The sequence below is a fragment of the Rhodoferax sp. P1_F3 genome (assembly GCF_056405715.1).
In genome coordinates, this window is sequence record NZ_JBFUBO010000002.1 from 315,475 (window position 1) to 336,916 (window position 21,442).

The following is a 21,442-nucleotide window of genomic DNA, read 5'->3' on the forward strand; positions in this document are numbered from 1 at the left end:
TCAGTTAACAAGCGGTGCGGACACGCGCCGCATTCCGCGCAAGCTGGCCAGCACCAGGCTGCCATCGGCCGCGATGGCAACACCCGACACCGGAACCGGTTCACGCGCTGGCGTGCGTTGCAGCGCAGCCGCCTCGTCACGTCCCAGCAAGATGTCGCCGGCCTGGCCCATCAGCACAAAGCCGCCTTTCGGCAAAGCCGTGCCCGCGCCCACCGCCATGGGCAGGCCGGTGTCGAGCTGTTTCCACTGCGTGCCTGCATCCAGAGAGCGGTAGGCAGACCCACGCAGGCCATAAGCGACCCAGACATCCCCGGCGGTGTGCAGCAAGCCGAAGAAGCTTCCTTTGTAGGGCGAGGCCAGCGCGTTGAAGCTGAGCCCACCATCGGTGGAACGCAGCAGCAGACCTTGTTCGCCCGCGATCAGCAGCGTCTGGCCGTGGGCGCGCAGGCCATACAGGTGCAGGGATTTGGGATTCGGCAAACGCGGAGCAACGCTCGCCCAGGTTTTGCCGCCATCTACCGTGGCGAACATCTGCCCGTAGGCGCCAACGGCAAAGCCGCGTTGGGCATCGATGAATTCGAGGTCAAAAAACGGTTTGTCCGCGCCTTCTTCCACCCAGCGCTGGGCATTGGCAATGGCCTTGTCATCCCCCTTGGCCTGCGCCGCTTGCAACATCAGCGCTGCGGCCTGGATGCCGTCGAGCTGCTTGTGCCAGCTGGCGCCAGCATCATCGCTGCGCAGGATCACGCCCAGATGGCCGGCCGCCCAGCCGGTTTTTTCATTGGCAAAACGTACCGTGGTGAGGGTGGTTTGCACCGGCACCGAGGCCTGTTTCCACGTGGTGCCATGGTCGTCCGACAGCAGCACTGTGCCGCGCTCGCCCACCGCCACCAGGCGCTGCCCAGCACGAGTCACGGCCAGTGTGGCCGCGCCCAGGGCCTTGGGGCTCATGAGGGCCGGCGCTGACAACACCGCCGGAGCGCTGGCCGCCCCGGCGAGCGGTGCCGCAGCGGCCCAGCCCGCAAGCGCCCCCAGGACCGCGCGCCGCGCCATGCCAGGGTGTGCAAATCTGTGCATCAGCGTGAGCCTTCGTTGGCCAGAGATTCGGGGCTGAAGAAGCTGCGTGGAATTGGCGGCACGATTTCGTACTGCTTGGGCAACTCGTTGGAGGCCATGTTCAGGTAGTAGGAGCCGTTTTGCATGTCGTAGCCACCCCAGAGCACAAAGTTGGTCACCACGGGCACGTCAGGCGCGGTCAGCATCAGTGCAAAGTTGGTGCGCCAGAGTTGGCCCTTGGCATCCCAGCCGTCGAACAACACGGTTTGCCAGGAGTCTTCGTCGATGTAGTACTTGCGCTTGGGCACCACATGGCGCTTGCCTGCGGCCAGGGTGGCTTCCACTTCCCACACGCGGTGCAGCTCCCAGCGCACCTGGGCCGGGTTCAAAGTATTGGGCGTCACCAGGTCTTCGACCTTCGCCGCCGCTGCACGGTTGTTGTTGTACGGGATGTAGACCTCCCGCTTGCCCACCAGCTTCAGTTCATGCTTGTCGATAGGGCCGAACAGCGTGAAGGCTTCGTCAAACAGGCCGATGCCGGAGGTCACCGAATCCGGCGTGTCGTAGGCCACGGAAGGGGCCTTGCGCACACGGCGTTGGCCCACCAGGTACTGCCACAGGCCACGCGGTACGGCGTCGGACACGCTGTCTAGCGCCAGAATCGCCTCTCCTGCTTTGGAGCCCGGCGCATTGGCGACAAATTTGCCGTACTGGTAGTAGCCGTCAAACTTTTCCAGGCTGCCCTCTTTGGCATAAAACGCCTGGCTGATGGTCTGCGTACCGCCAGAGGCCATCGCGCGCCGACCATCGGCCGTGACCACCCACACCCGCATCGGCAGCGTGACGTTACCCCCGTGCCAGGCCGTACGCTGGTTCCAGATGACCTCATAGCCGTCCTTGGGGATGGGGAACGGCACGCCGCCAAAGGCACCTTCCATGCCGTAGCCACCGTCGATGGTCTTGGCATGCGTGGCGTTCTTGAAGCTGTTGTCGTACACGAATTGCGGTGCGGCGGCGGTGCGGTGCGTGGGGTAGATATCGATGCGGAAATCCGGGTATTTCTTCATCAGCGCCTGCACGCCATCGGTCAGCTTGTCGGCGTGCTGAGCCATGTTTGCGGCGTTGATCGACAGGGTGGGCTTTTCGCCAGGAAACAGGTCGGGCCGGGGATCGCCGTTCTTGTAACCGGACGGTGCTTTGGTCAAACCACCGTCCCAAGCGGGAATGGTGCCGGCCTTGTTGCCCGCCTTCTCGGCCCCCAGCGGAGTGAGGGTGGTTTTGAGCTTCGCCGCTTCTTCAGCACTCACTGCGGCCAGGGCGGGCACGGAAACGGCCAGCGAAGCTGCAGCCAACAGGATGTGTTTTGTAATCTGCGTCATAAGATGTGTCTCAGTAGATTTTTAGAACGTGCGGGAAAGATTGAAGGACAGGTAGTTGCGGTCTGCCAGCGTCTGGCTATAGGACAACATGCGGGTGGGCGTACTGGGGTCGGTCACCGTGAAGGTCTTCGCGGTGCCAAAGAAGGCCGTGTAATTCAGACCAAAATTCCAGTCCTGGTATTTGCCTTTGACACCTACTGTCACATCCCCTGCCTCACTGGCTCCGCCTGCAAAATTGGAGATGGCAGAAGACCGCCCACCAAAGTTGTAGCCAATCCCCATCGGAATGGACAGGTCAAGCCCCGGCACCACCTGAAAGTACTGCGGCTCAAAAATCACGCGCACTGCGGAGGCGTCACGCGTGGCATTGGGGTCCAAACCACCAAAGCCAACGCTCCCGGGGTTTTTGGTCACGCTCAGCGTGCGGTTCCAGGCCAACTCAGCCACGATGGCGCCGCCGTCCCACAGGCTGGACTTGTTGAGAACGTAAATCCCCGAAAGATTCAAATGGCCCGTATCGCCCACCGCGTAGCAGGGGTTGCTTGCATCCCCACTGCAATCGTTGGCAGGCATGGTGGGAGCGCCTGCAAGCACCGCAGGGTCACTGGCCAGGGGAGCATCCTTCCGTACCGAACCTTCAAGCGCCCAGTTCAGCTGTCCCACCGAGGAACTCACGCTGGCTCCGACGGTTTTTATGTTTTTCGCATAGACAGTGCGAACATTGCCGTTGATGAAATCGAACACCAGTGCGGAAGGCGTTTTGTCGTGGTACTGGGCTGCATACAGCCCATACTCAAAGGCGCCTCCGGTCGGCGCCCAACGCACCTGTGCGCCAAATTGACCACTGTCTCCAGGGGTCTGGTCTTTGCTGGCGTCTGTGGTCAGTGAAGGAGGTGCACTGAAGTAGACGCGGCCGCCACCTATGTAATCCTGATTGGAAAAGTAACTGCCAACACCGGGGATTTTGCTGGGCCGCCACTTGAACTGGTAATAGCCTCCCAAGGTCACGCCTTCTGCAATCTGCAGCGTACCGGAGAGCTGCTCCACTGGCAGCAGTACCTCTTTGAACTGCCAGTTGGGAACTGACAGGATCTTGGCGACATCGACAGGTCCCTGCGCGGCTGCAATGCCGTTTTGGCCAAAGAACACGCTCTCCCCGTATTGCACGGCGTGCCGTCCAAGGCGTACCGAGGCAGGTATATCTCCCAGCGAGCCCTTGCCATACACAAAGGCGTCCAGGAACTGGTCTCCGCGCCCGTGCTGATCCACCGTGGCCTGGATGAACTCATTGGCCGCCTGACCACTGGCGTTGTTCACGCTTTTGGTGCCGTCATTGGCATTGCCACGCATGTACATTGCGTCGTACCAAGCGGTATGGCTCACACGCAGGCCCCAGTTACCGTGGTTGAAATCAAACTCGGTCAACAAGTCCACGCGATTGGAAATCAATCCTTTTGCGAAGTTCAGGTTGCCGTCGTTTTCATTCCCCGCGGGAGTGAGGTCCGTTGATGCATCCTGCATGCGATAAGCCATGCTGTACTTGGGCGTGAAATCCAACCGGATCTTGGTGTCCGGGTCTCCAGAGTCCAGCTCCAGTGCGTGTACGGGCAAGGCGCACAACAGGCTGGCGCCCAGTGCCAGGGCGCCCAGTTTGAAGGGTGTATGTTTCGGGTTCATGCAATGTCTCGTCGTTATGTGTTTTGGTAGCGTGAACGTCAGACGAATGCCTGCGCTAGATGTAGGTAGAAGCCAGGCCGCCATCCACCGGAATGTTGGCGCCGCTGACCCAGCGGGATGCATCGCTGCATAGCCAAGCAATCACCGGGGCAATTTCGTCGGCAAAACCGGGGCGCAGCATGCGGTGCGCATCTTTCTGCACGCGCTCTTCCCCCAGCATGGACACGAAGTCGCCCAAGATGGGCGTGAACACCGGACCGGGCGCCACGCAGTTCATGCGCACGCCTTTGTCCATGAACCACTTCTGCGACTGCACCGCACTCCACACAATCAGCGCTTCCTTGAAGTACTGGTAGCAGGTCTCATGGGGCACCTCATGCGTGCGCAACCATTGCGCACCAGCCTCAAAGCCCTGAGCTGCGGCCAACTCTTTGTGCAATGCCAAACGCTGCGGCCATTCCGCACCGAGGATGGAGGCCACGTTGACAATGCTGCCCCCGCGTGGAATAAGCGGTAGCACCTGCTCGGTCAAATGGCGCAGGCCCAGGTAATTCACTTTGGCCACCAAGTCGCCGCTTGCGGTGCCGGGCACGCCCGCAATGTTGCAGAACGCATCGATGCGCTTGGGTAGCTGGGCCACCGCTGCGTTGATGGCTTCCACCGTGGACAGGTCGGCCTTGACAAAGCCGTCCAGGGTCAGGCTGGGGTCATTGCGGTCTACGCCAATCACCGTGGCCCCCTGAAAGCGGGCCAGACGCGCTACTTCGGCACCAATACCGGAAGAGGTGCCCGTAACGACAATGGTTTTTCCTTGCAAACTCATGAGAATGTCTCCTGATGAAAAGATGTGGGATGCCGTTTAGAACGGGAACATGGGCGCGGTGTCTTTGATCGTGATCCACTGCCACTGGGTGTACTCCTCCCAATCGGCAGGGCCGCCCACGCTGGTGCCGTTGCCGGCAATGCCGGGACCGCCAAAGGGGTTCACGCAGTCGTCGTTCACCGTCTGGTCGTTGATGTGCACCATGCCCGACTTGAGCTGCTGCCCTATGGCCATGGCGCGCCCCACCGACTTGGAAATCACCGCAGACGCCAGGCTGCCGGTGTGGTTGTTGGCCAGGGCAATGGCTTCTTCGTCCGTCTTGTAGGTGACGATGTTGGCCACCGGGCCAAAGGTTTCTTCATCAAACACGCGGATACCGGGCTTCACGCCGGAGAGCACGGTGGGCTTGTAGAACAGGCCGTCAAACGTGCCGCCTGCCTCTAACTTGGCGCCGGCCTTGACGCTGTCTTGCACCATGGCATGGACGCGGTCGCGCTGCTTGGCATCGATCAGCGGCCCCAGAGCCACCTGGCCGCTGGCACCGTCGCCCACGGGCAAATGGGTCGCCTTCATGACCAGGCGCTGGGTCAGCTCTGCGGCAATGCTTTCATGCACCAGGATGCGGTTGGAGGCCATGCAGATCTGACCCTGGTGCAGGTAGGCACCCCAGGCCGCATTGCTGGCGGCAATGTCCAGATCGGCATCGTCCAGAATGATGAGGTTGTTCGCGCCCCCCAGCTCCAGCGACACCTTCTTGAGGTGGCGACCTGCCAGCTCGCCAATGCGGCGACCCACTGCGGGCGAACCGGTAAAGGCAATCATGGGCACCAGCGGGTCCACCACCAAAGCTTCGCCCGCCTCGGCATCCCCGGGGAGCACTTGCAGCAAATCTTTGGGCAAGCCCGCTTCGGCAAAAATGCGCGCAATCATCAGTCCGCCTGTCACGGGGGTGCGGGTATCGGGTTTGATCACCACCGCGTTGCCCGCCGCCAGCGCGGGCGCCACGGCACGGATAGTCAGAATCAATGGGAAGTTGAACGGCGAGATCACGCCCACCACGCCATGGGGCACACGGCGGGCCATGCTGATGCGGCCTTGCACACTGGGCAGCACATGGCCTTGTGATTGCAATGGCATGGCTGCAGCCAGGTGGCAGATGGTGATGGCCTCGCGAATTTCGTGCTGGCCCTTGGGCAATATGGCGCCCGTCTCGCGGGTGGCATACAGCGCCAATTCGTCAAAGTGCTGCTGGAACAGGGCCGCTGCACGGCGGAACACATCGGCCTTCTCGCGCGGAGGCACTGCCACCCAGGCTTTCTGAACGACGGCGGCGGCGGCAATGGCAGCCGTCATATCCTGCGCATTGGCGACCCCCACCGTGCACATCACCTGGCCGGTAGCCGGTTCAATCACGTCACGCGTTCCCGCACCGTGGGCGGTAGGCGCCAGGCTGGAAACGTCAAAAAATGCCATGGCTTCGGTAGCACCCATTTGCTTGTCCTTTCGGTAGGTTGATCAAATCGCCACATTCGTGCGGCGTACCCTTCTTTTGCAATGCGCGCGCCATGTGCGCGGCCCGTGGGACGCAGGACGACAGCGCGTCAGGTAGTTTTGGGAGGGAAATTAGGGACATACCCTAGGGAGGCCATTGGCCACCAACCAAGGGAAAACCAGCACCTGGTTTTTGATCATTTGGTAAACAATTTGCCAGAACGACTACTCATTTGCTCAAGCAATCGTTCCAAATCATGCAAATTTCGCAGCGCATCTCTCTGGCCGCCATGGCGCGCAACGCCGGCGCCACCATTCCGGAGTCCCTGGCTGTGGGCGGCGGCACCAAAGTCCTGGGTGGCTTCACCACCACCCAGGCCGGCAACAGCGCACACCCCACCGTGGCGGACATCAGCGAATGCCTGTTCTTCTCGCCGGGCGATGGCCGCATCTGGCTGCAGGACCAACGCATGGTGCTGCTGCACACCGAGGCCTTGGGCTCATTGCGTCGGGAAATGATTGACAGCCTGGGGACGGAGCGCGCACGCGGCCTCTTCACCCGGGCTGGCTACGTGAGTGGCGCGCGCGATGCGGAACTGGTACGCAAGCAGTGGCCCGAAGCCGACCCTTTGGCCGCTGCCATGGCCGGCACGCGCTTGCACGCCCTGGAAGGGCTGGTGAAGGTGGAACTGGTGCGCGCCGCCTACGACCCGGACACCGGCGGCTACGAAGGCGAATTCCTGTGGCACAACTCCAGCGAAGACGATGAGCACATAGCCGCCTACGGAATTGGCGGGTCCCCCAGTTGCTGGATGCAGGTGGGCTATGCCACCGGCTATGTGAGCACGCTGTTTGGCAGCCTCATTGTCTTTCGGGAAACGCTGTGCCGCTCCATGGGCGATGCCCATTGCGCCGTGATCGGCAAGTCGGCCCACAAGTGGGACGACATTGAGGAAGACATGCGTTACCTCAACGCCACCGAGTTTGTCGACACGGCGGCCTATGCGCGCCCCGGCCCCGAGGCCGCGTCACTCCCCGCGGTAGGAACCGCAGGTGACGCCATGGTGGGCGCGTCCTCCGCGTTCAACGCGGCGTGCCACCAGCTCAACCGCGTGGCGCGCACCTCCGCGACCGTCCTGTTCACGGGCGAGTCCGGTGTGGGCAAGGAAAAGTTTGCCAGCATGCTGCACAAAATCAGCCCGCGCAAAGACCAGCCCTTTGTTGCCATCAACTGCGCCGCCATCCCCGATACGCTGATCGAGTCCGAGCTGTTTGGGGTGGAGCGCGGCGCCTATACCGGCGCCAACCAGTCACGGCCCGGACGGTTTGAACGTGCCAACGGCGGCACGCTGTTTCTGGACGAAATTGGCTCCCTCAGTTTTGTGGCCCAGGGCAAGTTGCTGCGGGCCTTGCAGGAAGGCGAAATAGAGCGTGTGGGCGGCACCCGCAGCATTGCGGTCGACGTGCGCGTGGTGGCCGCCACCAATGAAACCCTGCGCCAGGCGGTGCACGAGGGGCGTTTTCGCAACGACCTGTTCTTTCGGCTCAACGTGTTTCCCATTCACCTCCCCCCTTTGCGGGAGCGGCGGGACGACATTCCGCTGCTGATGAACCACTTCCTCAACCACTACCGGCACAAACACGCCTGCAACGTCGGAGGTTTCACACAACCCGCTGTTCGCGCCCTGCTCAACTATGGCTTTCCGGGCAATATCCGTGAACTGCAAAACCTCATCGAGCGTGCCGTCATCATGGCGGAGGCAGATGGGCTGATTGGTGTGCACCACCTGTTTACCGGTGGAGAGGTGCTCAGCGAAGACATCATGACGCTGCGGATGCAGGGGGACTCTGGAACCCTGAACCGGGACTCCCCCACCCATCCGGGCCCGAACGCAGATGCTGCGCTGCTGAATGCGCCAACCGTGCCGCCCTCGTTGGAGCAAATGGAGCGTGACACCCTGCAGCGAGCGATCACCGCAGCCCACGGCAATTTGTCCGCCGCAGCACGACTGCTCAACACCACCCGCCCCAAACTGGCTTACCGGGCGCGCAAGCATGGCCTGCTGGTTGAAGCGCTCCAGGCTTCAGATTAAGGCAAAACGGCCGCTAGCCCCCGTGGAATGTGCGCGAGTAGCTCCTGTTTCAGGAGCAAATGCTAGATGCTGCGCACCGGCCCCGTAGAGGAACGCACCACCAGCACCGGATCAGGTACGCGCACGATGGTGGGTTGGTGCGCGGGGTTTTCAATCAGGTCCAGCAGCAGGTTGATGGAAAGGGTGGCCACCTGCTCAATGCCCAGCGCCACGGTGGTGAGCGCCGGGCGCATGTCCCTGGCCATCTGGATGTCCGTCACGCCGATGAGCGAGATGTCTTGCGGAATGCGGATGCCCTGGTCCGCCAGTGCCTGCGAGGCGCCATAGGCCATCAAGTCGTTGGTGCAGAAGATAGCGGTGATATCCGGGTGCCGCTCCAGCAGCGACACCGCCGCATCGTGGCCGCCAGCCACCGTGTCGCTCACATTGCGGATGGCTGCGTCAGGCAGCGCCACTCCCTCGACCTGCAGTGCGCTGCGAAAACCGTCCAGCCGCCCGACCTGCATCCCCTCCAGACCGCACCCCACAATTGCGCCGATACGCGTGTGCCCCAGCCCCAGCAGGTGCTGGCCGGCAATCTCCCCAGCACGGTGAAAGTTCACCACCACATGGGGGATGTTGTCGCCCAGATCCACCTTTTCTTCAGATGCCAGCACGATGGGGGAGCGCCGGGTCTTGAGCTCGTTGATGTCGTCTGCGCTGATACCGGTGTGCAGCACCAGCACGCCATCTGCCAACGTGCCGGCAATCTGGTGCAGGTAGGCACGGCCAATGTCGGGGCGCTCGTCGGTATTGCAGACCATGAGGAAGTAGTTGCGGTGCCGCGCCACGCGCTCGGCCACGCGCACGAACTCGGGGTAGAACGGGTTGTTGATATCGGGCAGTACCAGCGCCACCATGGACGACTTGCCTTCGGCCAGCGCGCGCGCCATGAGGTTGGGCCGGTAGCCGGTGGCGGCGATGGCCTCCTGCACCTTCTGCACCGTGGCAGGTTTGACCTTTTGCGTGTTGCGCAGCACGTTGGACACCGTGGCGGTGGTGACACCGGCCAAACGGGCGACTTCACTCAGGGTGGCCATGGCGCTGCAACTTTGTGTGAACTGGCATCAATGGATACGTTTTTTTGAATCCTAGGACTTACCCTAGGAGGCGGTTTATTTGCGAATACCCCTAGGTATACTCCAAAAACTGCTGAATTTAACCGCTTAAATTTTAATTTTCGGGGTGTTGCAAGAGAGCTTCCGGGATGTCGCTCCCTGGCTAGTCAGCGAACGCAGGCCGCAGATCGGGTCAAAAATTTAACCGCTTAAATTTTGGAAAGGATGCCAGTCGCACCACCGTCATTACACGCTTACCGGAGACAACAAGCCAAGCGCACCAGTGTTTTACTGAGCGCCACTTGCCACTTATTCATTGACACAAAGACAGGAAAACACATCATGAATTTCGCCAAACGCAGCACCCTGACCGCCATGATCGGCCTGGCCCTAGGCACCACCGGCCTGATGGCCAGCCACGCCGCCAACGCCGGTGAAGTCAGCATCTGGGCCTGGGACCCCAACTTCAACATTGCCATCATGCAAGAGGCGGCCAAGCGTTACACCGCCAAGCACCCCGATGTGACCTTCAAGATCGTGGACATGGCCAAGGCCGACGTGGAGCAAAAGCTGCAAACCACCCTGGCCTCCGGCGTGACCAAGACCCTGCCCGACATCGTGCTCGTGGAGGACTACAACGCCCCCAAGTACCTGCGCTCTTTCCCGGGTGCCTTCGAGCCCTTGTCTGGCAAGGTGGACCACAAGGCATTTGCCAACTACAAGGTCAACCTGATGAGCATGGGCGGCAAGGTCTACGGCCTGCCATTTGACACCGGCACCACCGGCATGTACTACCGCAGCGACCTGATCAAGCAGGCCGGCTTCAGCGACAAGGACATGCAAAACATCACCTGGGACCGCTACCTGGAAATCGGCAAGCAGGTCGAAGCCAAGACGGGCAAAAAGATGTTTGCCATGGACCCGCAAGACATTGCCAGCATCCGCATCATGATGCAGTCCGCCGGCCGCTGGTACTTTGACAAGGACGGCAAGCTCGACATCAAAAACAACCCCGCCCTGAAGGCCGCCCTGGAAACTCAGGTCAAGTTCATGAAGGCCGGCATTTACAAGCCCACCTCGGGCTGGGGCGAGTGGGTCGGTGCCTTGAACAAGGGCGATGTGGCCTCCGTCATCACCGGCGTGTGGATCACCGGCTCGGTGAAGGCCGAAGCCAGCCAGTCCGGCAAATGGGCCGTGGCTGCCACGCCGCGCCTGAACGTGCCGGGCGCCGTGAACGCCTCTAACCTGGGCGGCTCCAGCTGGTACGTGCTGGCCGCAGGCAAGGAGAAGGCTGCCGCAGCAGACTTCCTGAACGAGGTGTACGCCAAGGATGTGGACTTCTACCAAAACATTCTGCAGTCCCGCGGTGCCGTGGGCTCGCTGCTGGCATCGCGCAGCGGCAAGGCCTATTCCGAAGCAGACCCCTTCTTCGGTGGCGCCAAGGTGTGGCAACAGTTCAGCGACTGGATGGGCAAGGTGCCTAGCGTGAACTACGGCATTTACACCGCCGAAGGTGACGCCGCCGTGGCCGCTCAACTGCCTGGATTGGCACAAGGTCTGCCGGTGGAGAAGGCGCTGGAGAACATCCACAACCAGCTCGCCTCGCAAATCAAGTAAGACACAGCAACACTGCACCCTAGGAGCACCATGGCGCCCACGCCTACGACCAGCTACCGGCGTTTTTACGACGTCAACGGTTGGCTATTTGTTTCCATCGCACTGGGACTGATCGGGGTCTTCATGGCCTACCCGATCGTCCGGTCGCTGTGGATGTCCCTGCATGCCGGGCAGGGAACGGTGGTTGAGTTCGTAGGCACGGGCAATATGGTGCGTCTGGCCGGTGATCCGGTCTTTCTGAAAGCGCTGCAAAACACCTGCATCTTTCTGGTGATCCAGGTGCCCATCATGCTGATGTTGGCGCTGGTCATGGCCAGTTGCCTGAACATGCCGAACCTGCGCTTTCGCGGGCTGTTGCGCACTGCGGTCTTTCTGCCGTGCGTCACCTCCCTGGTGGCGTATTCGGTCGTGTTCAAGAGCATGTTTTCGTATGACGGCCTGGTCAACCACGCACTGGCGTGGCTGGGCCTGATCAGTGAGCCCATTCCCTGGCTGAACGATCCGTTCTGGTCCAAGGTAGTCATCATCATCGCCATCACCTGGCGCTGGACCGGCTACAACATGATCTTTTATCTGGCGGCCATGCAGAACATCGACAAGTCGATCTACGAGGCCGCGCGTATTGATGGCATCTCGGCCTACCGCCGCTTTGTCTCCATCACCATCCCCATGCTCAAGCCGGTGATCCTGTTCACCACGGTGACCTCCACCATCGGCACGCTACAGCTGTTCGACGAACCCATGAACATCACCACCGTGGGCACCGTGTTCTCCGATAACACGCTCACGCTGTCCATGTACATTTACAACCTGTCGTTCAAGTTCGTGCCCAACTTCGGCTACGCCGCTACGGTGTCCTACGTCATCGTGCTGCTGGTTGCCGCGCTGGCTGCCATCCAGTTTTATGCCGCCCGGGAGCGCAACTGACATGACCAACTGGGCTGAAAAATTCCGCATGGCCGGCGTCTACCTCTTTCTGGGAGTGATGGCCTTTGTTTCCTTGTTCCCGTTTGCCTGGATGGTGATCAGCGCAACCAACGCCTCGGTGGACGTGACCAAAGGCAAGTTCACCCTGGGCAGCGCCCTGATGGAGAACCTGGCCAAGCTCAACAAGAGCTTTGACGTCGCACAGGTCTTCTGGAACTCCGGAAAAATTGCCATCGTGGGCGGCTTCTTCACGCTGCTCATCTCGTCCATGGCGGGCTACGGCTTTGAGGTGTTCAGCTCCAAGGCGCGTGAACGCGTCTACAACGGCCTGCTGCTTACGCTGATGGTGCCGTTTGCTGCGCTGATGATTCCGCTGTTCATCCTGATGGCGCAGTTTGATTTGCTGGACACCCACCTGGGCGTCATCCTGCCCGCGCTGGCATCGGCCTACATCGTTTTCTACTTCCGCCAAAGCACCAAGGCCTTCCCCTCCGAACTGCGCGAAGCGGCTCGCCTGGACGGCCTCAAGGAATGGCAGATCTTCCTGTTTGTCTATGTGCCTGTGATGCGCTCCACCTATGCGGCGGCGTTCATCATCGTGTTCATGGCGGCCTGGAACAACTTCCTCTGGCCCCTCATCGTGCTGCAGTCGCCCGAGCTCAAGACCATCACCCTGGTGTTGTCCTCGTTGGGCTCGGCCTACTTCCCCGACTTCGGCGTGATCATGCTGGCCGCCATGCTGGCCACCTTGCCCACCCTGGTCGTTTTCTTCGCAATGCAACGGCAGTTCGTACAGGGCATGCTGGGCTCCGTCAAATAAGGTTTTCACATGCGTACCGTTACCAAGCTCGTCTCGGGCTGGACTTTTCACACCTCTTTCTCTGCAGAATTCGTGGCTAATGCCGCAACCGGCACCTCCGTGCGCCTGCCGCACAACGCGGTGGACCTGGAGATGACCTACCTGGACGAGCGCAGCTACCAGAAGGAATTCGGCTATCAGTACACGCTGGCCTGGCAACCCACATTCGCCGGGCGCGAGGTGAGCCTGCGCTTTGACGGCGCCATGGCCAACAGCGTGGTCTGGGTCAACGGCCAGCAAGTCGCAGCGCACAAGGATGGCTACACCCCCTTCAGCGCCCGCCTCACCGGCCTGCTCAAGGAAGGCGACAACCTCATCACCGTGAAAGTGGATGGCAGCGAGAACCCCGAGATCCCGCCCTTCGGCGGCCAGATCGACTACCTCACCTACGCCGGCATCTACCGCGACGTATGGCTGCAAGTGACGGATGCAGTGTCCATTGCCAACCTCAAGGTGGAAACATCGCACGAGCTGACGGACGCCAAGGGTGTGCTGGTCAAGGGATTTCTGGCCAACCCTACGAACACCCCCGTCAGTGGCAAGGCCCTGGTGGAGCTCTGCCACGTAGACGGCACCGTGCTGCACCAGCAGTCTGTTGCCCTGGGCGCCACAGGCTTTGAAGCCAGCTTTGCACAGCTCGCAGGAATCAAGCTCTGGGAACTGGACGCGCCCCAGCTGTACCTGGTGCGCGCCACCCTGGACAACCACGACCAGCTCAGCACGCGCTTTGGTTTCCGCACCGCACGCTTCACCACCGAGGGCTTTTTCCTCAACGGCAAGCACCTCAAAATCCGCGGCCTGAACCGCCACCAAAGCTACCCCTATGTGGGCTACGCCATGGGCCGGCGCGCGCAGGAAAAAGACGCCGACGTGATGAAGAGCGTGCTCAAGTGCAACCTGGTGCGCACTTCACACTACCCGCAGTCCACCTACTTCCTGGACCGCTGTGACGAAATTGGCCTCTTGGTGTTTGAAGAAATCCCGGGTTGGCAGCACATTGGCGGCCAAGCCTGGCAAGACGAGTCGGTAGAAAACGTGCGCCGCATGGTGGAACGCGACTGGAACCACCCCTCCATCATCATCTGGGGCGTGCGCATCAACGAGTCGCAGGACAACCACGACTTTTACACCCGCACCAACGCCATGGCCCGCAGCCTGGACACCACGCGCCAGACCGGCGGCGTGCGCTACATCGAAAACAGCGAACTGCTGGAAGACGTGTACACCGTGAACGACTTCTGCCACGTGGCCACACCCGAGTGGATGAAGGGCATTGCCCCCACACCGTTGCGCCAGCCCCGCCAGGTGACAGGCCTGGACCATGAGGTGCCCTACCTCATCACCGAGTTCAACGGCCACATGTACCCCACCAAGCGCATCGACCCCGAAGACCGCCAGGCCGAGCATGTCACGCGCCACCTGGATGTGCTGAACAAGGCGTACGAGAATCCCGTCATCAGCGGCGCCATTGGCTGGTGCATGTACGACTACAACACGCACAAGGACTTTGGTGCGGGCGACCGCATCTGTCACCACGGCGTGCTGGACATCTTCCGTGAACCCAAGTTCGCCGCCTGGGGCTATACCAGCCAGTGCAGCCCGGCGGAGCAAATCGTGCTGGAGCCCGTGACCTACTGGGCCCGCGGCGAAAAAGACCGCTGCGATGTACTGCCCCTCATCGTGCTGACCAACTGCGACTACGTGGAACTGAAGGTAGGCGACTTTGCGGCCAAGCGCGCAGAGCCCGACCGCGGGCGCTACCCCCACCTGCCACACGCCCCCGTGATTTTTGACAACCGCCATGTCAACATGGCCGACCTGGGCGCGTGGGGCATGCTGTGGCGCGATGCCACGGTGACCGGCTTTATCGACGGCAAGGCCGTCTCCACCGTCAAGCTCTCTGGCAACCCGCTGCCCACCACGCTGCAAGTGCAAGTGGACGACACCGAACTGCACGCCCATGAGAAAGACGCCACCCGCGTCATCGTGCGCGCGCTGGACCAGGCCGGCCGCCTGTTGCCGTTCATGGATGATGTGGTGCAGGTGGAAGTGACCGGTGCGGCCAAGCTGTTGGGCCCGGACTTGCTCACACTCAAGGGCGGCACCACCGGCTTCTGGCTGGAAACCACCGGCGCCGTGGGCGATATCACTGTGCGTGTATCGACCCGCCGCATGGGCGAGCAACGTCTGGCGCTGCGCGCCGCGTAATTGAGGAAAAGAACATGGCAGACGTCAAACTCACCCAGGTCCGCAAATCATTCGGCGAGATCGACATCATCCGCGGCGTGGACCTGGACATCAAACACGGCGAATTTGTGGTCTTCGTGGGCCCCTCGGGCTGTGGCAAGTCCACCCTCCTGCGCGCCATTTCGGGCCTGGAAGACATCACCAGCGGCGAGCTGCGCATTGGCGACCAGGTCATGAACCACGTGGACCCGTCCAAGCGCGGCATTGCCATGGTGTTCCAGAGCTACGCGCTGTACCCACACATGACGGTGCGGGAGAACATGGGCTTTGCGCTCAAGCACGCCGGTGTGGCCAAGGCCGAGGTGGCCACCAAGGTGGACGCGGCGGCCAACATCCTGGGCCTGGGCCCGCTGATGGACCGCAAGCCCAAGGCCCTATCGGGCGGGCAGCGCCAGCGCGTGGCCATTGGCCGTGCCATCGTGCGCGACCCGCAGGTGTTTTTGTTTGACGAGCCGCTCTCCAACCTGGACGCCGAGCTGCGCGTGCACATGCGCATCGAGATCGCGCGCCTGCACCGCGAGCTGGGTAGCACCATCATCTACGTGACGCACGACCAGGTGGAGGCCATGACACTGGCCGACAAGATCGTGGTGCTGCGCGCTGGGGTGGTGGAACAGGTGGGTGCGCCGCTGGAGCTGTATGACAACCCGGCCAACACCTTTGTGGCCGGCTTCATTGGCTCGCCACGCATGAACTTTTTTGACGGCACGGTGACCGGCCATAACCGCTTCAACGGTGTGAACCAATGCCAGGTGGCCTTGGCGGGTTTTGACAATGCCGTGGTGACCCTGCCGCTGGACGGCAACCTGCCCGCCGTGGGCACCGAGGTGTCGGTGGGGGTACGGCCCGAGCATTTCCAGGAAGACGGCAGCGCCACGCTGCCCGTCACCATCGACATGCTGGAGCACCTGGGCGGCGAGACCTTTGCCTACGCCCGCTCCAGCAGTGGCGTAATGGTGGTCATCGAGACCAAGCACGGCCGCAGCTTGCGTTCGGGCCAGATGCTGGAAGCGCGCTTTGACGCGGCCAAGGCCCTGCTGTTCGACAAGAGCGGCCAACGTATTTACTGCAACTGAACATGCCTACCCACGCGCCCGAGGCCTCTGCCACCTTCACAGTTTTGCATGGCACCCACAGCAGTGTGGTGCTGGAGGTGCGCCCGCATGAGGCACCGCTGTGGCGCTACTGGGGCCCGCGCTTGCCGGATAACTGCGTGCCCCTGGCGCCGCTGCGCGATGGCCGGGCCATCCCGCCCAGCAGCATGGAGTTTGACCAGCCGCTGACCGTGGCGCCCACCTTTGGCGTGGGCTGGTACGGCCAGAGCGCGCTGCTGGCGCACCGCGGCGGGCAGCAGTTTGCACAGCAGTTCACAGCCTGCCGCATCGAGACCCTGATGCCGGGCCAAAGCATCGCCATCCATCTGACAGACAGCGTGGCCCAGCTGCGCCTGGTGCTGCACATGGCGCTGGACGCACACGACGTGCTGCAGCTGCGCAGCGAGTTGCGCAACGACGGTGCCGAGGTGCTGGACGTGCACTGGCTGGCCGCGGGCACGGTGCCGTTGCCAGGCCATGCGCAGGGCGTGCGCTCCTACACCGGCCAATGGGCCAACGAATTCCAGCTGCAGGTGGATGCGCTCTCGCGCAGCACCTGGCAGCGCGAAAACCGGCGCGGCCGCACTTCGCACGACAGCTTTCCGGGCGCTGTGGTCACCACGCCGGGCAGCACGCAACACACGGGTACCGTGTATGGCGCGCACCTGGCCTGGTCAGGCAACCACCGCCAGGCCATTGAATGGCTGCACGATGGCCAATACCAGTGGCAAATGGGCGAATGGCTCGCACCCGGCGAAGTACGCCTGGCCGCGGGCGAATCGCTGCAGACACCCACGCTGTTCGCCAGCTGCGCCACCACGGGCCTGAACGGCCTGGCTGCCAACTTCCACGCCACGGTGCGCAGTCGCCTGCCCTGGCCCGGTGGCCGCATGCGCCCGCGCCCCGTGCACCTGAACACCTGGGAGGCGGTCTACTTTGACCACCGCACCGAAGACATCCGCGCGCTGGCCGCAGCCGCCGCCAGCGTGGGCGTAGAGCGCTTTGTGCTGGATGACGGCTGGTTCCAGGGCCGCCACAACGACCAGGCTGCGCTGGGCGACTGGTGGCCCGACGCCGGCAAGTACCCGCACGGCCTCCAGCCGCTGGCGAACTATGTGAACGAACTGGGCATGGAGTTTGGCCTGTGGGTGGAGCCCGAGATGGTGAACCCCGACAGCCAGCTCTTCCGTGCCCACCCCGACTGGGCGCTGCAGCTTGAGGGCCGCCCCCTGCTCACCATGCGCAACCAGCTGGTGCTGGACGTGGCCCGCCCCGAGGTGGCCGACTACCTGTTCACCAAGCTGGACACCCTGCTGCAGAACGTGCCCATTGCCTACCTGAAGTGGGACATGAACCGCGACCTGACCACGGCTGGCAACGCACTGGGGCGCCCCGCCTACCGCAGCTTCGTGCACGCGCTGTATGCGCTGCTGGACCGCGTGCGCGCCGCCCACCCACAGCTGGAGATTGAAAGCTGCGCCTCCGGCGGCGCCCGGCTCGATATGGGTGTGCTGGCCCACACCCACCGCGTGTGGACCAGCGACTGCAACGATGCGCTGTCGCGCGTGGCCATCCAGCGCGGTGCGCTGCAGTTCTTGCCACCGGAGATTCTGGGCGCCCACATTGGCCCCGCGCCCGCACACACCACCGGCCGCAGCCAGAGCCTGAACTTTCGCGCCGGTGTGGCACTAAGCGGTCACCTGGGCATCGAAGCCGACGTGCGCCACATGAGCGATGCCGAGCGCATGGCGCTAGGCCAGTGGGTGGGGCTGTACAAGCAGCTGCGCAACCGCCTGCATACCGGCCAGGTGTGGCTGGGCGAGGCCGGCGACGGCGTGCTGTGGCAAGCCCATGGCGACGCCAATGCCAGCGAGGTGCTGCTGCTGGTCTACCGCACCACGCCCACCAGCCACCGCAACACACCACCGCTGCGCCTGCCCATGCTGCGCCCCGCCGCCCACTACACCATCGAGCGGCTGGACCCCACACCGCCCGACTGGACCAGCAGCCCGCTGAACGACGCGGCCCTGGCCGCCGGCGCCCAGCAGGCCCTGCCACCCACTGCGCATGGCGCTTGGTTGGCCGCGGTGGGCCTGCCGCTACCCCGCATGAATGCGGAGAGTGCGTTGATCTACCGGCTGCGGTTTATTCCGCAGTAGCCAGCGTCACTCACCCACCAGCTTCTTCTCAATCCGCCGGTCGGGGATGAACCAGATGCAGGCCACGGCGGCCAACAGGATGCCGGACACCCAGGGGTAGCCCAATAGCGCCAACGGGATGGAGAGCACGTAGATGGCAACCGAGATCTTGCCCTTGCGGTCGTTGCCCACGGCCACATGCAGCAGCGACTCAGGCCCCTGCGACTTGATGATCTGCGCCTGTAGCAGCGTGTAGCTGATGGCGCACATCAACAGGTCCACCGCGTACACCGCCACCGGCACCGCGCCAAAATGGTTCTCGCCCATCCAGGCAGTGGCAAAAGGCATCAGCGACAGCCAGAACAGCAGGTTCAGGTTGGACCACAGAATGGCACCATTCACCTGCTTCACCGCGTGCAACATGTGGTGGTGGTTGTTCCAGTAAATGCCCACGTTGGCAAAGCTCAGCACATAGCTCAGGAAGATGGGCCACAGCGGCAGCAAGTCGGCAAACTCTTGGCCGTGCGGCACCTTGAACTCCAGCACCATGATGGTGATGATGATGGCGATCACGCCATCGCTAAAGGCTTCGAGTCGGGTTTTGTTCATCGGGGTGCTCCGGTCAGCAGGGGTCTTGGCAATTGTCCACAATGGCGGTTTGCCATTGGCACATTTTGAAGAAAGACACCGTATGAAAACACTGCTTGCCAGTTGCATGCTGGCCCTGCTCAGCCTGGGCGCCCAGGCCAAAGACGTGGTGATCGACGTGCGCACGCCCCAGGAATACGCGGCGGGCCACGTCGACGGCGCCATCAACATCGAACACGGCAACATTGCCCAGGGCGTGGCCAAGGCCGGCATTGGCAAGGACGACACCATCAAGCTGTACTGCCAGTCCGGCGTGCTGAGTGGCCGGGCGCTGACCACACTGAAAGACCTGGGCTACAGCAAGGCCGAGAACGCGGGCGGCATCGAGCAGGCGCGCAAGGCGCTGGCCAAGAAATAAGGCGCCATGGACGCCACACCTCTGGTCGGGCTGGCGCCCATGGTGTCATCCGCCACACGGGTGCTGATTCTGGGCAGCTTTCCTGGTGTGCGCTCGCTGCAGACGCAGCAATACTATGCCCACCCGCAAAACCAGTTCTGGAAGATATTGCAAGCCATTTGGCCCTCTAGCCCCCATGAAATATGCGCCAGCAGCTATGAAAAGCGTAGCGCCTGGCTGCTGGAGCGCGGGCTGGGCGTGTGGGATGTGTACGCCAGCTGCGAGCGCGAAGGCAGCCTGGACACCGCCATCCGCAACGCCGTGGTCAACGACATTGCCGGCCTGCGGCTACCGCAGTTGCAGGCCATTGCCCACAACGGCGGCGAGAGCCACAAGCACGCGCGCCACACGCAAACCCTGGGTGTGCCCGTCTACAAACTGCCCAGCACCAGCCCGGCCAACGCCAGCTGGACGTTTGAGCGCAAGCTGGCAGCGTGGCGAGTGGTTATGGAGCGGCACGGGCTGGTGCGTTAAGGCGCCAGCAAAGCCGCCCGGTTGTCCTGCGCGTAGGTGCGCAGGGAGCGCGGGGCGTGGCCCGTGAGGGTTTGCACCGCATCGGTAGGCGCCGCTGTCCAGCCTTCGCGCACGGGGTAGAAGATGGATGCCAGGAAACTGGCATAGCCCCGGGGCACGCCCGCGCCGGCGAGCATCTCCACAAAAGGCGCATCCTCAATTGGCGTGTAGGCCACGGGCTTGCCCAGCACCTCGGTCAGCAGCGTGGCGGCTTCGGCATAGCCTAGCGCTTCGGGTCCGGTCAGGTTGAACGCCCGGTTGTCAAACTGCGAAGAAGAGAGGGCGGCGGCCGCGCTGTCGGCAATGTCGCGCGCATCGACGAAGCTGGATTTGCCCTGTGCTGCGGGCACGGCGATCTGGCCATGGGCCACGCCGGCCTTCCAGTAGGTGTGGAAGTTGTCCGAGAACCAGTTGGGCCGCAGGATGACAAAGGGCACGCCCGCGCGCTCCACGGCCAGTTCCACCTGGCGGTAGGGGATGGAATCGTCTGCGTCCACCCCAATGGCACTCTGGAACACGATCTTGATCTTGCGTGCGGCCAGGGCATCCACCACGGGCAGCAGCAGCTGGGTGGCCTCCAGGTAGCCGGCGGGCAACAGCAGGTAGGCGCGGTCTACGCCTTCCAGGGCCGGGGCCACGGTGGCGAAGTTGGCAAAGTCAAACACCACGCCCTCGGCGCCCTCCACCGACGCGCCGCTGCGGCTGGCCGCCCGCACCACTTCGCCCCGCGCCCGAAGGGCCTTGACCAGAGGGCGGCCCACATTGCCACCCGCGCCGATAACCAAAATTTTTCCGCTCATGATGAAACTCCTTGATGGTATTTAAAAGAAACCAGGTATATTTTTGCCATCCGTTTGAATTTGCGATAGAACGCACTTCAACGTAACCAGGTTTCCTTGTGGAAACCACCCCACCCAGGAGCTCCCATGTCCATGAACCCGAACTGCATGCCTTTGGATGTGTACGAAGACCGCTGCCCCACCCGGCTGGTGCTGGAGCGCCTGGCGGACAAATGGGCCTTGCTCATCCTGGACCGGCTGAAGGGCGGGCCCTTGCGCTTCAATGCCCTCAAGCGCGACGTCAAGCGCATCACCCAAAAGGTGCTGACGCAAACGCTGCGCAAGCTGGAGCGCGACGGCCTGGTGGCGCGCCAGGTCTTCCAGACCAGCCCCGTGACCGTGGAATACACGCTGACGCCGCTGGGCGGCACGCTGACCCAAACGGTGTCGGTGCTTGCCCATTGGGCCGAGAGCAATATGGACGCGGTGTGGGCCGCGCAGGCCGCCTATGACTCGGCGGCACAGAAGGATGCGGCGCCGCAGGCCGGCGTGTACCGACTCAGCCAGCGGCCGGCGCCCAGCACGGCCAAGGCATCGCCCGCCTAGC

18 protein-coding genes are annotated in these 21,442 nt (G+C 62.6%); 10 read left to right on the plus strand and 8 right to left on the minus strand.

Annotation, left to right across the window (positions count from 1 at the left end):
- Genes AC1DZ5_RS04145 through AC1DZ5_RS04165 form a run of 5 tightly spaced genes read right to left on the minus strand, consistent with a single transcriptional unit; the run spans position 1 to position 6,426 of the window.
- On the minus strand, positions 1-1,077 hold the full coding sequence (locus AC1DZ5_RS04145; RefSeq protein WP_477886342.1) for a WD40/YVTN/BNR-like repeat-containing protein: 1,077 nt from the start codon (positions 1,075-1,077) through the stop codon (positions 1-3).
- A complete protein-coding gene (locus AC1DZ5_RS04150) occupies positions 1,077-2,435 on the minus strand; it encodes a DUF1329 domain-containing protein (RefSeq protein ID WP_477886344.1) in 1,359 nt (452 codons plus the stop codon). The genes AC1DZ5_RS04145 and AC1DZ5_RS04150 overlap by 1 nt, the downstream gene beginning before the upstream one ends.
- Before the next feature lie 21 nt (positions 2,436-2,456).
- Positions 2,457-4,112, minus strand: a complete 1,656-nt coding sequence (locus tag AC1DZ5_RS04155; protein WP_477886346.1) for a DUF1302 domain-containing protein — start codon at positions 4,110-4,112, stop codon at positions 2,457-2,459.
- Between the two features lie 55 nt (positions 4,113-4,167).
- The gene (locus AC1DZ5_RS04160; RefSeq protein WP_477886347.1) at positions 4,168-4,935 is read right to left on the minus strand and encodes a coniferyl-alcohol dehydrogenase; all 768 of its coding nucleotides are present in this window, start codon (positions 4,933-4,935) and stop codon (positions 4,168-4,170) included.
- A 36-nt stretch (positions 4,936-4,971) separates the two neighbouring features.
- The gene (locus AC1DZ5_RS04165; protein WP_477886349.1) at positions 4,972-6,426 is read right to left on the minus strand and encodes a benzaldehyde dehydrogenase; all 1,455 of its coding nucleotides are present in this window, start codon (positions 6,424-6,426) and stop codon (positions 4,972-4,974) included.
- 257 nt (positions 6,427-6,683) lie between these two features.
- Between AC1DZ5_RS04165 and AC1DZ5_RS04170 the strand changes: the two genes are divergently transcribed.
- Positions 6,684-8,519, plus strand: coding sequence for a sigma 54-interacting transcriptional regulator (locus AC1DZ5_RS04170; protein WP_477886351.1), 1,836 nt, complete (start codon positions 6,684-6,686; stop codon positions 8,517-8,519).
- Between the two features lie 62 nt (positions 8,520-8,581).
- On the opposite strand, the gene AC1DZ5_RS04175 is transcribed toward AC1DZ5_RS04170, so the two are convergent.
- A complete protein-coding gene (locus AC1DZ5_RS04175; protein WP_477886353.1) occupies positions 8,582-9,598 on the minus strand; it encodes a LacI family DNA-binding transcriptional regulator in 1,017 nt (338 codons plus the stop codon).
- A gap of 360 nt (positions 9,599-9,958) precedes the next feature.
- Here AC1DZ5_RS04175 and AC1DZ5_RS04180 point away from each other — a divergent pair, with 360 nt between their 5' ends.
- Genes AC1DZ5_RS04180 through AC1DZ5_RS04205 form a run of 6 tightly spaced genes read left to right on the plus strand, consistent with a single transcriptional unit; the run spans position 9,959 to position 18,519 of the window.
- Positions 9,959-11,233 (plus strand): ABC transporter substrate-binding protein, encoded by a 1,275-nt coding sequence (locus AC1DZ5_RS04180; RefSeq protein ID WP_477886355.1) that lies wholly within the window; start codon positions 9,959-9,961, stop codon positions 11,231-11,233.
- 30 nt (positions 11,234-11,263) lie between these two features.
- Positions 11,264-12,160 (plus strand): carbohydrate ABC transporter permease, encoded by an 897-nt coding sequence (locus tag AC1DZ5_RS04185; RefSeq protein WP_477886357.1) that lies wholly within the window; start codon positions 11,264-11,266, stop codon positions 12,158-12,160.
- A 1-nt stretch (position 12,161) separates the two neighbouring features.
- Complete coding sequence (locus AC1DZ5_RS04190; RefSeq protein ID WP_477886359.1) at positions 12,162-12,980, plus strand: carbohydrate ABC transporter permease; 819 nt, start codon at positions 12,162-12,164, stop codon at positions 12,978-12,980.
- Positions 12,981-12,989: 9 nt separating this feature from the next.
- Positions 12,990-15,227, plus strand: coding sequence for a glycoside hydrolase family 2 protein (locus AC1DZ5_RS04195; RefSeq protein ID WP_477886361.1), 2,238 nt, complete (start codon positions 12,990-12,992; stop codon positions 15,225-15,227).
- A gap of 14 nt (positions 15,228-15,241) precedes the next feature.
- Positions 15,242-16,342 carry an ABC transporter ATP-binding protein gene (locus AC1DZ5_RS04200; RefSeq protein ID WP_477886363.1) on the plus strand — a complete coding sequence of 367 codons (1,101 nt, stop codon included), beginning with the start codon at positions 15,242-15,244 and terminating at the stop codon, positions 16,340-16,342.
- A gap of 2 nt (positions 16,343-16,344) precedes the next feature.
- Positions 16,345-18,519: an alpha-galactosidase gene (locus AC1DZ5_RS04205; RefSeq protein WP_477886364.1), complete on the plus strand. Its 2,175-nt coding sequence runs from the start codon at positions 16,345-16,347 to the stop codon at positions 18,517-18,519.
- A gap of 6 nt (positions 18,520-18,525) precedes the next feature.
- Here AC1DZ5_RS04205 and AC1DZ5_RS04210 read toward each other — a convergent pair whose 3' ends face one another.
- The gene (locus tag AC1DZ5_RS04210) at positions 18,526-19,107 is read right to left on the minus strand and encodes a TMEM175 family protein (protein WP_477886367.1); all 582 of its coding nucleotides are present in this window, start codon (positions 19,105-19,107) and stop codon (positions 18,526-18,528) included.
- An 82-nt stretch (positions 19,108-19,189) separates the two neighbouring features.
- Between AC1DZ5_RS04210 and AC1DZ5_RS04215 the strand changes: the two genes are divergently transcribed.
- Positions 19,190-19,504, plus strand: a complete 315-nt coding sequence (locus tag AC1DZ5_RS04215; RefSeq protein WP_477886370.1) for a rhodanese-like domain-containing protein — start codon at positions 19,190-19,192, stop codon at positions 19,502-19,504.
- A 6-nt stretch (positions 19,505-19,510) separates the two neighbouring features.
- A complete protein-coding gene (locus AC1DZ5_RS04220) occupies positions 19,511-20,017 on the plus strand; it encodes a DNA-deoxyinosine glycosylase (protein WP_477886371.1) in 507 nt (168 codons plus the stop codon).
- Here the strand turns inward: AC1DZ5_RS04220 and AC1DZ5_RS04225 are convergent.
- Positions 20,014-20,856, minus strand: coding sequence for an NmrA family NAD(P)-binding protein (locus AC1DZ5_RS04225; protein ID WP_477886373.1), 843 nt, complete (start codon positions 20,854-20,856; stop codon positions 20,014-20,016). The two genes, AC1DZ5_RS04220 and AC1DZ5_RS04225, sit on opposite strands and share 4 nt — an antisense overlap.
- Before the next feature lie 126 nt (positions 20,857-20,982).
- On the opposite strand from AC1DZ5_RS04225, the gene AC1DZ5_RS04230 reads away from it, so the two are divergent.
- On the plus strand, positions 20,983-21,441 hold the full coding sequence (locus AC1DZ5_RS04230) for a winged helix-turn-helix transcriptional regulator (RefSeq protein ID WP_477886375.1): 459 nt from the start codon (positions 20,983-20,985) through the stop codon (positions 21,439-21,441).
- The last annotated feature ends 1 nt before the right edge of the window (position 21,442 follow it).

Excerpts from the sequence above, each read along its gene's own strand:
- AC1DZ5_RS04225 (WP_477886373.1), bottom strand. The coding sequence starts at position 20,856 with ATGAGCGGAAAAATTTTGGTTATCGGCGCGGGTGGCAATGTGGGCCGC.
- AC1DZ5_RS04170 (WP_477886351.1), top strand. The coding sequence starts at position 6,684 with ATGCAAATTTCGCAGCGCATCTCTCTGGCCGCCATGGCGCGCAACGCC.
- AC1DZ5_RS04205 (WP_477886364.1), top strand. The coding sequence starts at position 16,345 with ATGCCTACCCACGCGCCCGAGGCCTCTGCCACCTTCACAGTTTTGCAT.
- AC1DZ5_RS04165 (WP_477886349.1), bottom strand. The coding sequence starts at position 6,426 with ATGGGTGCTACCGAAGCCATGGCATTTTTTGACGTTTCCAGCCTGGCG.
- AC1DZ5_RS04200 (WP_477886363.1), top strand. The coding sequence starts at position 15,242 with ATGGCAGACGTCAAACTCACCCAGGTCCGCAAATCATTCGGCGAGATC.
- AC1DZ5_RS04145 (WP_477886342.1), bottom strand. The coding sequence starts at position 1,077 with ATGCACAGATTTGCACACCCTGGCATGGCGCGGCGCGCGGTCCTGGGG.
- AC1DZ5_RS04230 (WP_477886375.1), top strand. The coding sequence starts at position 20,983 with ATGTCCATGAACCCGAACTGCATGCCTTTGGATGTGTACGAAGACCGC.
- AC1DZ5_RS04185 (WP_477886357.1), top strand. The coding sequence starts at position 11,264 with ATGGCGCCCACGCCTACGACCAGCTACCGGCGTTTTTACGACGTCAAC.
- AC1DZ5_RS04220 (WP_477886371.1), top strand. The coding sequence starts at position 19,511 with ATGGACGCCACACCTCTGGTCGGGCTGGCGCCCATGGTGTCATCCGCC.
- AC1DZ5_RS04175 (WP_477886353.1), bottom strand. The coding sequence starts at position 9,598 with ATGGCCACCCTGAGTGAAGTCGCCCGTTTGGCCGGTGTCACCACCGCC.
- AC1DZ5_RS04190 (WP_477886359.1), top strand. The coding sequence starts at position 12,162 with ATGACCAACTGGGCTGAAAAATTCCGCATGGCCGGCGTCTACCTCTTT.
- AC1DZ5_RS04160 (WP_477886347.1), bottom strand. The coding sequence starts at position 4,935 with ATGAGTTTGCAAGGAAAAACCATTGTCGTTACGGGCACCTCTTCCGGT.
- AC1DZ5_RS04155 (WP_477886346.1), bottom strand. The coding sequence starts at position 4,112 with ATGAACCCGAAACATACACCCTTCAAACTGGGCGCCCTGGCACTGGGC.
- AC1DZ5_RS04210 (WP_477886367.1), bottom strand. The coding sequence starts at position 19,107 with ATGAACAAAACCCGACTCGAAGCCTTTAGCGATGGCGTGATCGCCATC.
- AC1DZ5_RS04215 (WP_477886370.1), top strand. The coding sequence starts at position 19,190 with ATGAAAACACTGCTTGCCAGTTGCATGCTGGCCCTGCTCAGCCTGGGC.
- AC1DZ5_RS04195 (WP_477886361.1), top strand. The coding sequence starts at position 12,990 with ATGCGTACCGTTACCAAGCTCGTCTCGGGCTGGACTTTTCACACCTCT.
- AC1DZ5_RS04180 (WP_477886355.1), top strand. The coding sequence starts at position 9,959 with ATGAATTTCGCCAAACGCAGCACCCTGACCGCCATGATCGGCCTGGCC.
- AC1DZ5_RS04150 (WP_477886344.1), bottom strand. The coding sequence starts at position 2,435 with ATGACGCAGATTACAAAACACATCCTGTTGGCTGCAGCTTCGCTGGCC.